The 12,923-nt window shown below is 65.6% G+C and carries 13 protein-coding genes and 1 other RNA gene; 7 read left to right on the top strand and 7 right to left on the bottom strand.

Annotation, left to right across the window (positions count from 1 at the left end; genetic code table 11):
* Nucleotides 1-138 precede the first annotated feature (138 nt).
* Nucleotides 139-666 carry a peptide deformylase gene (gene def / locus ACQR13_RS04885; RefSeq protein WP_315715353.1) on the bottom strand — a complete coding sequence of 176 codons (528 nt, stop codon included), beginning with the start codon at nt 664-666 and terminating at the stop codon, nt 139-141.
* A 169-nt stretch (nt 667-835) separates the two neighbouring features.
* Here def and ACQR13_RS04880 point away from each other — a divergent pair, with 169 nt between their 5' ends.
* Together ACQR13_RS04880 and ACQR13_RS04875 are read left to right on the top strand one after the other, a co-directional pair.
* Nucleotides 836-2,071 (top strand): DNA recombination protein RmuC, encoded by a 1,236-nt coding sequence (locus tag ACQR13_RS04880; RefSeq protein WP_434862612.1) that lies wholly within the window; start codon nt 836-838, stop codon nt 2,069-2,071.
* A 117-nt stretch (nt 2,072-2,188) separates the two neighbouring features.
* Complete coding sequence (locus ACQR13_RS04875; protein WP_316167268.1) at nt 2,189-3,574, top strand: AmpG family muropeptide MFS transporter; 1,386 nt, start codon at nt 2,189-2,191, stop codon at nt 3,572-3,574.
* A gap of 159 nt (nt 3,575-3,733) precedes the next feature.
* On the opposite strand, the gene ACQR13_RS04870 is transcribed toward ACQR13_RS04875, so the two are convergent.
* From ACQR13_RS04870 to ffs, 5 genes are all read right to left on the bottom strand, one after another.
* The gene (locus ACQR13_RS04870; protein ID WP_315715350.1) at nt 3,734-4,159 is read right to left on the bottom strand and encodes a hypothetical protein; all 426 of its coding nucleotides are present in this window, start codon (nt 4,157-4,159) and stop codon (nt 3,734-3,736) included.
* 20 nt (nt 4,160-4,179) lie between these two features.
* Complete coding sequence (gene recR, locus ACQR13_RS04865; RefSeq protein ID WP_315715349.1) at nt 4,180-4,779, bottom strand: recombination mediator RecR; 600 nt, start codon at nt 4,777-4,779, stop codon at nt 4,180-4,182.
* Between the two features lie 25 nt (nt 4,780-4,804).
* Nucleotides 4,805-5,125: a YbaB/EbfC family nucleoid-associated protein gene (locus ACQR13_RS04860; RefSeq protein WP_315715348.1), complete on the bottom strand. Its 321-nt coding sequence runs from the start codon at nt 5,123-5,125 to the stop codon at nt 4,805-4,807.
* A 103-nt stretch (nt 5,126-5,228) separates the two neighbouring features.
* A complete protein-coding gene (locus ACQR13_RS04855) occupies nt 5,229-7,067 on the bottom strand; it encodes a DNA polymerase III subunit gamma/tau (RefSeq protein WP_316201553.1) in 1,839 nt (612 codons plus the stop codon).
* A gap of 131 nt (nt 7,068-7,198) precedes the next feature.
* Nucleotides 7,199-7,295: signal recognition particle sRNA small type (gene ffs, locus ACQR13_RS04850), an RNA gene on the bottom strand.
* 145 nt (nt 7,296-7,440) lie between these two features.
* Between ffs and ACQR13_RS04845 the strand changes: the two genes are divergently transcribed.
* From ACQR13_RS04845 to ACQR13_RS04825, 5 genes are all read left to right on the top strand, one after another.
* Entirely contained in the window at nt 7,441-7,860 is a 420-nt protein-coding gene (locus ACQR13_RS04845; RefSeq protein WP_316201554.1) for an HIT family protein, read from the top strand.
* Between the two features lie 3 nt (nt 7,861-7,863).
* Nucleotides 7,864-8,808, top strand: coding sequence for an NAD(+) diphosphatase (nudC, locus tag ACQR13_RS04840; RefSeq protein ID WP_315752214.1), 945 nt, complete (start codon nt 7,864-7,866; stop codon nt 8,806-8,808).
* Between the two features lie 130 nt (nt 8,809-8,938).
* Nucleotides 8,939-9,439 (top strand): Lrp/AsnC family transcriptional regulator, encoded by a 501-nt coding sequence (locus ACQR13_RS04835; protein ID WP_315715344.1) that lies wholly within the window; start codon nt 8,939-8,941, stop codon nt 9,437-9,439.
* A gap of 112 nt (nt 9,440-9,551) precedes the next feature.
* The gene (locus ACQR13_RS04830; RefSeq protein ID WP_316169643.1) at nt 9,552-9,881 is read left to right on the top strand and encodes a hypothetical protein; all 330 of its coding nucleotides are present in this window, start codon (nt 9,552-9,554) and stop codon (nt 9,879-9,881) included.
* Nucleotides 9,882-9,901: 20 nt separating this feature from the next.
* The gene (locus ACQR13_RS04825; protein WP_316167266.1) at nt 9,902-11,368 is read left to right on the top strand and encodes a methyl-accepting chemotaxis protein; all 1,467 of its coding nucleotides are present in this window, start codon (nt 9,902-9,904) and stop codon (nt 11,366-11,368) included.
* A gap of 53 nt (nt 11,369-11,421) precedes the next feature.
* On the opposite strand, the gene ACQR13_RS04820 is transcribed toward ACQR13_RS04825, so the two are convergent.
* A complete protein-coding gene (locus ACQR13_RS04820; RefSeq protein WP_315825862.1) occupies nt 11,422-12,921 on the bottom strand; it encodes a phosphomannomutase/phosphoglucomutase in 1,500 nt (499 codons plus the stop codon).
* Between the last annotated feature and the right edge of the window lie 2 nt (nt 12,922-12,923).

Genomic DNA, 12,923 nt, shown 5'->3' with positions numbered 1-12,923 from the left:
GTGGAAGATCCTGCATTGCCGAATCCTCCGCGTCATGGCCGGGCTTGTCCCGGTCATCCACGTCGAGCTGCCTGTAACGCGCGGCGCGACGTGGATGCCCGGGTCGAGCCCGGGCATGACGGAGGAGAGAGTTGATCGTTACTCGCTGGCGCGCTTGGCGGCCTTGGCGAACTTCTTCATCACGCGGTCGCGCTTGAGCTTCGACAGATAGTCGATGAACAGCACGCCGTTGAGATGGTCGATCTCGTGCTGGATGCAGGTGGCGTAGAGCCCCTCGGCATCCTCCTCGCGAACCAGCCCGTCGAGATCGGTGAAGCGCACGCGCACGCGCGCCGGCCGCTCGACCTCCTCGTAATATTCGGGGATCGACAGGCAGCCTTCCTCGTAGACCGACAGCTCGTCCGACTTGGCAACGATCTCCGGATTGATGAAGACGCGCGGCTCGCGCTTGCCTTCGCCGTTCGCGTCGGGCTTGGCCAGATCCATGGTGATGACGCGCAGCGGCTGCGCGACCTGAATCGCTGCGAGCCCGATGCCAGGCGCGTCGTACATGGTCTGAAACATGTCGTCGACCAGCTGCCGGATCTCCGGCGTGACCTTCTCGACCGGCTTGGACACCAGCCGCAACTGCCGGTCCGGCAGGATGATGATTTCTCTTAGGGACATGGCGCGCGATTTAAGCCGCGGAACCGGCGCGGTCAATGTGATGGCTCGCGGTTAAGACTTCGCTAACCATGAATTTCAATGCCTTGTTAACCATGATTCTTAACCCGGCCTTAACCATAAATGTTCTCTCTTCGTTCGCGAGCTTGTGCGAATCGGATAGACGGGCGTGATGACCGCCGCCAGCCAGTCCCTCAATCCTGTCGTCATCATGATCGGCGACCTTCCGGTCCGCGCCAGCGATGCGCTGATCGGATTTGGCTTGCTGGTGGTGCTGCTGCTCGTGATGATCGTGGCGGCCGTGGTGCGTTCCGGCCGGCGCGGCGCCGAGCTCGCGGCCCAGCAGGCGATGCGCAGCGATGAGATCGAACATCGGTTCAGCGAGATGATCCGCGTCCAGAGCGAGGCCTCCGGCCGGGTCGACGCGATGGCGCAGCTGCTCGCCGGCCGGCAGGTTGATCTTGCCCGCAGCGTCAACGAGCGGCTCGATGCGGTGACTCATCGCGTCGGACAGTCGATGGAGCAGAGTACGCGCCACACCATGGATAGTCTGCGCGTGCTGCACGAGCGGCTCGGCATCATCGACAATGCCCACCGTGATCTCAGCGAGCTGACGACCCAGGTCACGACCCTGCGCGACGTCCTCGCCAACAAGCAGTCGCGCGGCGCGTTCGGCCAGGCGCGGATGGAGGCGATCGTGCAGGACGGACTTCCGAAGGGCAGCTACGCGTTCCAGTACACGCTCGCCAGCGGCAAGCGGCCGGACTGCGTCGTGTTCCTGCCCGACGCGCGACCGCTGTGCATCGACGCCAAGTTTCCGTTGGAAGCCGTGACCGCGCTGCATGATGCGGAGACGGACGAGGAGAAGCGCACCGCCGCACAGCGCCTGCGTACCGACGTGCTGCGTCACGTCAACGACATCGCGGAGAAATATCTGGTGGTCGGCGAGACGCAGGACACCGCGCTGATGTTCGTGCCGTCGGAATCGGTCTATGCCGAGATCCATGATGGCTTCGACGACGTCATCCAGAAAGCGTATCGCGCGCGCGTCGTGCTGGTGTCGCCGTCGCTGCTGATGCTCGCGATCCAGGTCATGCAGCAGATCATGAAGGACGCACGCATCCGCGACGCCGCCGACCAGATCCGCAACGAGGTGATCCATCTCGGGGACGATCTCGGCCGCCTGCGCGAGCGCGTGCTCAAGCTGCAGAAGCATTTCGGCGATGTCGGCGAGGACATCCGCCAGATCCTCATCTCGGCCGACAAGATCGAGAAGCGCGCCGCGCGGATCGAGGAGCTCGACTTCAGCAAACAAGACACGCCGGTGGAGTCGCCACGCATCGCGCCAGCTACGGGCACCGCGCCCGATTTGTTTCCGCTGGCGGGACGCATGCAGGCGGGGGAGTGATTGGGTAGCTCGCCCTTGTCGCAGCTTGAATTTTGCCAAGACTGTCATCGCCCGGCTCGCGGACGATGACAGCTGAGATGGGGAGCGTTTCTTGCGCAAATCTGCTACCACCCATCCATGACCGTACCTGAGGCTTCTTCCGACATCACCGCGACCGGCGCAAAGCCCGAGGCTGCGCCAAAAGCCCCCACCTGGCGCGAGAGCATGGCCGTCTATCTGCAGCCGCGCGTGCTCGTGGTGCTGTTCCTCGGATTTTCGTCGGGGCTGCCGCTGGCGCTGTCCGGCTCGACCTTGCAGATCTGGATGCGCGAGCTCGGCGTCGACCTCGGGACCATCGGGTTGTTCGCGCTCGTCGGCACGCCCTACACGCTGAAATTCCTCTGGGCGCCGCTGGTCGACGCGCTGCACGTGCCGCTGCTGACGCGCGCCTTCGGGCGGCGGCGCGGCTGGCTGGTGTTCGCGCAACTGCTGCTGATCGCCGCCATCCTGCTGCTGGCGTTGACCGATCCGGCGCACGCGCCGTTCATGGTGGCGCTGGCCGCGCTGCTGGTCGCCGCGATGTCGGCGACCCAGGACATCGTGGTCGACGCCTTCCGCGTCGAGAGCCTGCCGGAGAGTGAGCAGGCCGCGGGCATGGCGGCGTATGTCGCCGCCTACCGCATCGGCATGCTGGTCTCGACCGCCGGCGCACTGGTGGTGGTCAGTGCATTCGAGAACTCGGGGCTGACGCGTCCGTCGTCCTGGATGTGGGGCTATGTTGCGATGGCCGGACTGGTGCTGATCGGCACGATCACGGCCCTCGCGGCGACCGAGCCGGCCCAGTCGCAGCAGGCGGAGGCCGCGATGGGGGCGGACACCGCGCTCACCCGCGTGATGCATGCGGCTGCCGGGGCCTTCGTCGAGTTCCTCGGCCGACGTGATGCGCTCACGGCGCTCGCCTTCGTCGTGCTGTTCAAGTTCACCGACGCCTTCTCCGGCACGATGACCGCGCCGTTCGTGATCGATCTCGGCTTCAGCAAGGTCGACTACGCCGCGATCGTGAAAGGCGTCGGCCTCGCCGCCACGCTCGCCGGCGGCTTTGCCGGCGGTTTCGTCGCGCGGCGCTATTCGCTCGCCATCAGCCTGTGGATCGGCGGCATCGTGCAGGCGCTGGCCAACCTGTCGTTCTCATGGCTCGCCATCGTCGGCGTCAATCAGTGGGCGCTGGCGCTGGCGATCTCTGCGGAGAACCTCACCAGCGCGATCGGCACCGTGATCTTTGTCGCCTATCTCTCTGCGCTGTGCCAGAACCCGCTGCACACCGCGACCCAATATGCGCTGCTCACCGCGCTCGCCGCGGTTGGACGAACCTATCTGTCATCGGGCGCGGGCTATGTGGCGAAAGCGACCGGCTGGCCTGCATTCTTCGTCATCTGCGTGCTCGTCGCGATCCCGAGCCTCGTGCTGCTCGCTTGGCTGCAACGGCGTGGGCATTTCGATGATTTGGGGCCGGTGAAGTTGTAGCTGCCGCCTCACCGTCAACTGTCGTCACTCGCGAAGGCGGATGACCCAGTATTCCAGAGACGTCAGCTATCAACCGAGGGCCGCGGCGTACTGGATCGCCCGGTCGAGCCGGGCGATGACTGCAGAAGTCAGGAGGCGGCGCTCGCAGCGTCCCAAGTGTCACCGCTTCACCAAGCTCCACTTGGTCACGACCGCCTCGCTCATCTGCCCCGCATCCTGGGCGCAGGCGATCTCGTCGACCTTGACCGCGATCTGCTTGCCGAGCAGGCCCTTGAGCTGCGAGGCCTGCGCCGTGTTCGCGGTGACGAGCTGGAACGTCTCCGGTCCGGTCTCGAGATTGCACAGCCCGCTCGGCGGCGGCAGGCGGCGCGGCTCGCTGGTGATCTGATAGGCGGCGGAGGGCTGGCCCGATTTGGCGCCTTTCAGCTTCAGCGCCGTCAGCTCGCCCGACAGCACGTCACCGGCATTGAGCGGACGCCCCGCCTTCTGCGGTGCCTCGCTTTGCTGCGCCAGCACCGACGGCGCCGAGAGTGCCGCCAGAATCGCGCCCAAAGCCAGCCGTTTGCCGAATCCGCGTTTCGTCATCAATTCACTTCCGTCTGTGCTTAGAACAAGGTCCGCTGCCGCATCGCGGCCGAGAGCGTGCCTTCGTCGAGATAGTCGAGCTCGCCGCCGACCGGCACGCCATGCGCCAGCCGCGTGACCTTGACGTTCGCCTCCTGCAGGAGGTCGGTGATGTAGTGCGCCGTCGTCTGGCCGTCGACCGTCGCGTTCAGAGCGAGGATGATCTCCTGCACCTCCGGCGCATGCGCGCGCTGCACCAGCGCGTCGATGGTGAGATCCTGCGGACCGACTCCGTCGAGCGGCGACAAGGTGCCGCCGAGCACGTGATAGCGGCCGTTCGAGGCCTTGGCGCGCTCCAGCGCCCAGAGGTCGGCGACATCGGCGACGACGACGATCATCGCGGGATCGCGCCGCGGATCGGTGCACACCGTGCAGGGATTCTGCGTATCGATGTTGCCGCAGGTCTTGCAGACCTGGATGCGATCGATCGCGACCTGCAGCGCCGAGGCAAGCGGCACCATCAGCGCCTCGCGCTTCTTGATCAGATGCAGGGCGGCGCGCCGCGCCGAACGCGGCCCGAGGCCGGGCAGGCGCGCGAGCAGCTGGATCAGGCGTTCGATCTCAGGACCAGCGACGGCCATCAGTTCACGAATGTCATCAGGTCAACTAACCAAAACCGAAGCCGGGCGGCAGGCCGAGCTTGCCGGTGATGGCCTGCATCTTCTCCTGCATCGCGGCTTCCGCCTTGCGCCGTGCATCGCCATGCGCGGTCACCAGCAGGTCCTCCAGGATCTCGGCCTCCTCCGGCTTGAGCAGCGACGGATCGATCTTGATGCTCTTCACGTCCATCTTGGCGGTCATGCGCACGGCAACCAGACCGCCGCCCGAGATGCCCTCGACCTCGACGTTGCCGAGTTCCTCCTGCATCTCCTGCATCTTCGTCTGCAGCTGCGCCGCCTGTTTCATCATGCCGAGAAAGTCAGCCATCGGAGCACCTCATCATCAGCCACCTTGTTGAGCATGATCTCCGCGCAAACGCCTCTGGCGTTTGTCGCGAGGAAAACCGGTTTCCACTTTTCCGGATCATGCTCTAGAAATCATCATCGTCGGACTCGTCGGGCGGCTCGACAGCACTGGCGTCCGATTCGGGCGGCTCGGGGGCGAGCCGGCGCACTTCGACCACCTTGGTGCCCGGGAACCGCGCCAGGATCTCCTGTACGCGCGGATCGGCCTCCGCCGCCGCCTCTCGCTCGCTCTTGGCGCGCAGATTCTGCTCGCGCAAGGTCGCCTGACCCGGCTCGTTGGAAACGATCACCGTCCAGCGCCGGCCGGTCCAGTCTTCCAGCTTGCGGCCGAGGTCCGAGACAAGCGAGCGCTGCGCCGTCCGTTCCAGCGCGATCTCCAGCCGTCCCTCCTCGAAGCGGACCAGCCGCACGTCCATCTCCAGCGCGCTCTTGGTGATCAGGTCACGATTCTTGCCGGCCAGCGCGACGAGTTCCTGAAAGCTCGCGATGCGTAGCGCGGGCTGGTCGTGTGTTGCCGGCGCCGGCTGTGACGACATCGCCTGCGGGCGCATCGAACCGCCGACCGCGGCGAGCGTCGGGCCTTGCGCGCGCGGCGCCTGCATCGGCGCCGACGTCATCACAGGCGGCGTTCCCGCGCTCATGGTGGATGCCGGCGCAGCACGCGCTCCGCCGCCGTTCGTGACAACGGGAGATCCGCCGCCGTTCTGGTCGATCATCCGAATGGCTTCGTCGGGCGTCGGCAGATCGGCCGCGTAGGCAATCCGTACCAGCACCATTTCCGCGGCGGCGGCCGGGCGCGTCGCACCTTGGGTCTCGGCGATGCCCTTGAGCAGCATCTGCCACATCCGCGACAGCACCCGCATCGACAGCTTGGTGGCGAAGTCGCGCGCGCGCAGCCGCTCGGTCTCGCTGAAGGCGACGTTGTCGGCCGTGGCCGGCACGACCTTCACCCGGGTGACGAAGTTCACGAACTCGGCCAGATCCGACAGCACGACCACGGGGTCGGCGCCGACGTCATATTGCTCGCGGAATTCCTTGAAGGCGGCGGCGATGTCGCCGCTGGCGAGATGGTGGAACAGGTCGATCACGCGGGTGCGGTCGGCGAGGCCCAGCATCTGACGGACATCGTCGGCGCGGACTTCGCCGGCGCTGTGCGCGATCGCCTGATCGAGCAGCGACAACGAATCGCGCACCGAGCCTTCGGCGGCGCGCGCGATGATGCCGAGCGCCTCGGGCTCGATCGTCACGCCTTCCTTGGTCGCGATGCCCGAAAGATGCTTCATCAGCACGTCGGCCTCGACGCGGCGCAGATCGAAGCGCTGGCAGCGCGACAGCACCGTCACCGGCACTTTGCGGATCTCGGTGGTCGCAAACACGAACTTGGCGTGCTCCGGCGGCTCCTCCAAGGTCTTCAGGAAGGCGTTGAACGCCGCTGTCGACAGCATGTGGACTTCGTCGATGATGTAGACCTTGTAGCGCGCGCTGGCCGGCGCATAGCGGACGCTGTCATTGATCTGGCGGACGTCATCGACGCCGGTGTGGGACGCCGCGTCCATCTCGAGGATGTCCATGTGCCGGCTTTCCATGATCGCCTGGCAATGGGTGCCGAGCACCGGCATATGGATGGTCGGCCCCTTCACCGAGCCGTCCGGCAGCTCGTAATTCAATGCGCGGGCGAGAATGCGGGCGGTGGTCGTCTTGCCGACGCCGCGGACGCCGGTCAGAATCCAGGCCTGCGGAATCCGGCCGGTCTCGAACGCGTTCGAGACGGTGCGCACCACGGCCTCCTGGCCGATCAGATCTGCGAAGCTGGAGGGGCGGTATTTGCGCGCCAGCACCCGGTAGGGCTTGGCGGGAGCGTCGGCGCTGTCAGGCGGAACAGGTGGGGCGCCAGCGTCGGTCATCGAGCGATCCGCAAGTGAGCATTCCAGGCCGGCATCGATCGCGATCGTCGACGCAATCAGCCGGAGCGCGGTCGAGCGCCCGCCCTGCGCGGGGTCCCCGCCATCTTTGCGCGATTCGCTCGAGAAAACAGGTAGGAGACTGACGAGCGACCCGATCCGGACCTCGTTAGGGCTGCTTCCTTCCGGACCTGACCCGGTTGGCGAGTGGCTCGTCCACCGCCAATCTCCCGCTGCCTATTTGGGGCCAAATGGTCCGGAAAGCAAGCGCGAGCTTCGCCGGCCTAGTCTACCGCCCCGCGGGCTTGTGCCGCAGCTCGGAAAGGCTTTAGGTGCCCGCGAGCTCCCCACCTGACCATCCGCCAGGAACCGCCGCATGCCCGAATCATCCTGGTCGCTGCATCCGCAACTTGCGAAGGATACGATCGACATTGGCGACCTGCCGCTGTCCCGCGTGCTGGTGATCAAGGACGCGAACTATCCTTGGCTGCTGCTGGTGCCGCGGCGCGAGGGCGCGGTCGAGATCATCGATCTCGACGAGGTCGCGCAGGCGCAGCTGATGACCGAGATCACGCGGGCGTCACGCGCGCTCAAAGAGATCACCAAATGCGACAAGCTCAACGTCGCCGCGCTCGGCAACATGGTGCCGCAGTTGCACGTCCACATCATCGCGCGACGCACAAGTGACGTGGCCTGGCCGCGACCGGTGTGGGGCGCCGCGCCGCCTGTGCCCCACGATGCGCAGGAGGTGCAGCAGTTCATCAGCGCTATCAGGCGCAAGATCTGGCTAGGGTGAGAGATGTCGCCATTCGACTTGTTTCCGTTGGGCAAGCCGGCCTTCGTCGGCCATCCGATCGATCGCGCCGCCCATCTGCGCTTCCATGACGAGAGGCTGCTCGGCTTCGAGAGCAAGCCGTCGACGCGGGCCTATGTCGTGCATCGCGATTCGCTGGTGCTGAAGCGCGAGGGCGACAAGCTGCGCGCGCTGCTGTCGATCGACGAGGCGCTGAAGTTCGGTGCCAATCCGGGAACGATCTTCCTCGGGCTGCAGGACGGCGCGGCGGTGTTCGGCATGGGCATCTCGCCGGCGGCCGTCGAGAAGCTCGCCGGGCGCGACGATGTGGCGGTCACCGAGCTGCGCGGGGTGGCGATGCAGGGCGCGATCCCGGTCGACCAGTTGGCGACGATCGCGATGGCGAAGTCCCTGGTATCATGGCATCAGCGCCACGGCTTCTGCGCAAATTGCGGCGCCAAGACCGCGATGCGCGAGGGCGGCTGGAAGCGCGAATGCCCGAGCTGCAAGACGGAGCATTTCCCGCGCACCGATCCGGTCGTGATCTCGCTGGTCGCCTCGGGCGACAAGTGCCTGCTCGGGCGGCAGAAGCAGTTTCCGGCCGGCATGTATTCCTGCCTCGCCGGCTTCGTCGAGGCGGCTGAGACGATCGAGGACGCCGTCCGGCGCGAGGTGTTCGAAGAATCGGGCATTCGCTGTACCGACGTGACTTATTACATGACCCAGCCTTGGCCCTATCCGTCGTCGTTGATGATCGGTTGCAGCGCCCGAGCGCTCAACGAAGACATCGTCATCGACCGCACCGAGCTCGAGGACGTGCGCTGGTTCAGCCGCGACGAGGCCCGGCAGATGCTACTGCGGCAGCATCCGGATGGCTTGGCGGGACCGCATCCGTTCGCCATTGCTCATCATCTGGTCGGCCGCTGGCTGAAGGAGAACGACGAGCGGTAACAGGAAACCAGCCCGGCCCTCTGCGGAAACGGCCAGACCCGGCCGCAAAGGGCTGAACGGCCGATCCTTGCCTTGGAACGATTTTCTCTATATGAGGGTTTTATAGCCTTCCTATGGAACAAGTTTCTCCATGACCGATGTCGCCGCCCAAGGCTCCGAGGCCAATCGCCGGCTCGATGCCATTGACCGCAAGATTCTGATGGTCCTGCAGGAGGACGCATCGCTCTCCGTCGCCGAGATCGGCGATCGGGTCGGATTGTCGTCGACACCGTGCTGGAAGCGCATCCAGCGGCTGGAGGCCGATGGCGTGATCCTGCGCCGGGTGGCCCTGGTCGATCAGAACAAGATCGGGCTCGGCATCTCCGTGTTCGTGTCGGTGGAGAGTGCCGACCATTCCGAGGCCTGGCTGCGCAAATTCGCCGAGGCGGTCAGCTCGATGCCGGAGGTGATGGAGTTTTACCGGATGGCCGGCGACGTCGACTACATGCTGCGCGTCGTCGTTGCGGACATGCAGAGCTACGATGTCTTCTACAAGAAGCTGATCAGCGCGGTGCCCCTGAAGAACGTCACCTCGCGCTTCGCCATGGAGAAGATCAAGTCGGTCACGGCGCTGCCGGTGCCGCCGGTCTGAGCCGAGCATTCCGGGCCGCTTGGACGTTGCAGCGCCGGCGTCCCGAACTCCAGTCGTCATCCCTAACGAACGTTTACCGGAAGTTATTCCCATCCCTCTATTCTTGGATGTGATGACGTCCGGTGCAACCATACCTCCGTCTTCGCGCCCGTGGCTCAATGCCACGGCGCTTCTGATCGCGAGCTTTGTCGCGGTCGCAGCGCTGTCACTCCAAGTGCGCGCGGGGAGCGAAATCGTGGCCGTCGCTTTCCCACCTTGGTGGAGCGCGCAACACGCGATGCTCGCTGCGGCCTCGGCTGACGCCGCGCTCGTGCGCACAACGACCATTTCATCGCTGCTGGTCGTTCGTCCCGGCGAACACGACGGCTCGGCGCGGCTGCGCGAGGCCGGAGCCTGGCTCATCATCGATCCGCAGGCGGTCTCCGCCTGCCTTGCAAAATGATCTCTTTGGGGGAATCGGAAATGAACGTCGAGACCAGCGATCTGGCAACCCTCCGGCACACGACCAGCAAGCTTCTGCTGGCGGTACTCTGGGTTCACGTTCCGCTCTCCCTCATCATCGGGCTGTCGCGCGGCGACTGGCTGATGCCGACCATGCTCATGGTCGTCATGGCGGTGGTGGCGACCCTTTCCTGGCGCAGCGCCGGCGACACCTTGTCGACCCAGCTCACGGTCGCGGTCGCCGTCATGGGCGGTGTATCTGTGCTTGTCTACCAGATGTCCGGACATGCCTGGCAGATCGACATGCACATGTATTTTTTCGCCGCGCTCGCCTGTCTGGTCGCATATTGCGACTACCGGCCGATCCTGGCCGGCACCGTCGCCGTCGCGCTTCACCATCTGGTCCTGAACTTCGTCTTTCCTGCAGCGATCTACCCGGGCGGCGCTGATTTCGGCCGCGTTGTGCTGCATGCGGTCATCCTGCTGATCGAGGCCGGTGTTCTCATCGCCCTTGCGCTCAAGCTGACGCAGTTGTTCGAAACCAGCGCGCGCAAGACCGCGGAAGCCGAATCGGCGATCGCTGCCGAGGCGCGCGCCACCGCCGAGCGGTTCGAGGCCGAGCAACGCGTCAAGCAGCAGGCTGATCTTGCCCGTCGCGAGCTTGCGGAAGGCTTCGAGCGCAAGATCGGCGGCATCGTCGAGGCGGTGGCCGTCGCCGCCAACGAGATGCAGAGCCTGTCCTCGTCGATGAGCCGGAGCAGCGCGGAGTCCTCGCGCCAGACGTCGGCCGCGGCCGGCGCCTCGCAACAGGCGTCGACCAATGTCGAGACGGTCGCTGCCGCAACGGAAGAGCTGACTGCGTCGATCAACAGTATCTCACAGCAGGTGACGCGGTCGGCGGAGATCGCCGCGAAAGCGGCGGACGAAGCTCGCCGCACCAACACCGTGGTCGCGAGCCTGGCTGCCGGCACTCAGAAGATCGGCGAGGTGGTGACGCTGATCCAGACGATCGCCAGCCAGACCAACCTGCTGGCGCTGAACGCCACCATTGAGGCGGCGCGCGCCGGCGAGCACGGCAAGGGCTTTGCCGTCGTGGCAAGCGAGGTCAAGGCACTCGCCAACCAGACCGCGAAGGCCACCGAGGAAATTTCCAGCCAGGTGCAGAGCATCCAGAGCGCAACGGGTGACGCCGTCTCCGCCATCCAGGCGATCGGGGGAACGATTGCCGAGATCGACGACATCTCCAAGGAGATCGCCACCGCGGTCGAGCAGCAGGGCCTCGCCACCGGAGAAATTTCCGGCAACGTGCAGCAGGCGGCCGAAGGCACGCGGCTGGTCAGCCAAAGCATGGGCAGCGTGACCCGTGCCTCCGACGAGACCGGCAGCGCCGCCTCGCGCCTGCTGGAGTCCGCGACCGGACTCACCTCGCAATCGACCCGGCTCAAATCCGAGGTCGATCAGTTCCTGAGCTCCCTGAGGGCCGCTTGATCCCATCGAGTAGGATGGGATCAGCGCCCTAGCGCGACATCATCGACGCGGCCTCAGATCGTCTGGTTGTAGGCGCCGACTTCGGGATGCGTCCGCAGCACCTCGTTGACCGCCTCGAACATGTCGTGCATGCGCTGCTCGGACACCGGGCTTTCGACCACCACCACGAGCTCGGGCTTGTTGGATGACGCTCGCACCAGACCCCAGCTGCCGTCCTCGACGGTGACGCGGACGCCGTTGACGGTGACGAGATCGCGGATCTTCTGCCCCGCCACCTTGCCGCCCTGCTGCTGCAGCGCCTGGAAGTGCTTCACGACAGCGTCGGCGACGCCGTATTTGACCTCGTCGCCACAATGCGGCGACATGGTCGGCGACGACCAGGTCTTTGGCAGCGCGTTCTTCAGGTCGGCCATCGACTTGCCCGGCGCCCGGTCGAGCATCTCGCAGATCGCGATCGCCGAGACCAGACCGTCGTCATAGCCTCGCCCGAACGGGCGGTTGAAGAAGAAGTGGCCCGACTTCTCGAAGCCGGCGAGCGCACCGAGCTCGTTGGTGCGGCGCTTCATGTAGGAATGGCCGGTCTTCCAGTAGGCGGTCTTCGCGCCCTGCGCCTGCAGCACCGGATCGGTCATGAACAGGCCGGTTGACTTCACGTCGACGACGAACTGCGCGTCCTTGTGGATCGCCGACATGTCGCGCGCCAGCATCACGCCGACCTTGTCGGCGAAGATCTCCTCGCCGGTATTGTCGACCACGCCGCAGCGATCGCCGTCGCCATCGAAGCCGAGGCCGACATCGGCCTCGTGCGCGAGCACGGCATCGCGGATGGCGTGCAGCATCTCCATGTCTTCGGGATTGGGATTGTATTTCGGGAAGGTGTGATCGAGCTCGGTGTCGAGCGGGACAACCTCGCAGCCGATCGCCTCCAGCACCTGCGGCGCGAACGCGCCCGCGGTGCCGTTGCCGCAGGCCGCGACCACCTTCAGCCTGCGCTTCAGCTTGGGACGGCTGGTGAGGTCGGCGATGTAGCGCGCCGGATAATTCTCATGGAACTGATAGGAGCCGCCGCTGCCATTCTTGAACGCGGCCTCGAGCACGATCTCCTTGAGCCGGGTCATCTCTTCGGGGCCGAAGGTGAGCGGGCGGTTGGCCCCCATCTTCACGCCGGTCCAGCCGTTGTCGTTGTGCGAGGCGGTCACCATGGCGACGCAAGGCACGTCGAGGTCGAACTGGGCGAAATAGGCCATCGGCGTCACGGCAAGGCCGATGTCATGCACCTTGCAGCCGGCGGCCATCAGGCCCGAGATCAGGGCGTATTTGATCGAGGCGGAGTAGCCGCGGAAATCGTGCCCGGTCACGATCTCCTGCTTGACGCCGCGTTCGGCGATCAGCGCGCCCAGCCCCATGCCGAGCGCCTGCACCCCCATCAGATTGATCTCCTTGTTGAACAGCCAGCGCGCGTCATATTCGCGGAAGCCCGTCGGCTTCACCATCGGCTCGGATTCGAAGGCGTAGGTATTGGGAACCAGGACGGGCTTGGGTTTCGGAAACATCT

This window comes from Bradyrhizobium sp. HKCCYLRH3059 (genome assembly GCF_051168035.1).
In the GTDB taxonomy this organism is placed as follows: domain Bacteria; phylum Pseudomonadota; class Alphaproteobacteria; order Rhizobiales; family Xanthobacteraceae; genus Bradyrhizobium.
The sequence above is the reverse complement of the archived record's forward strand: the minus strand, read 5'-3'. Positions and strand labels throughout refer to the sequence as shown.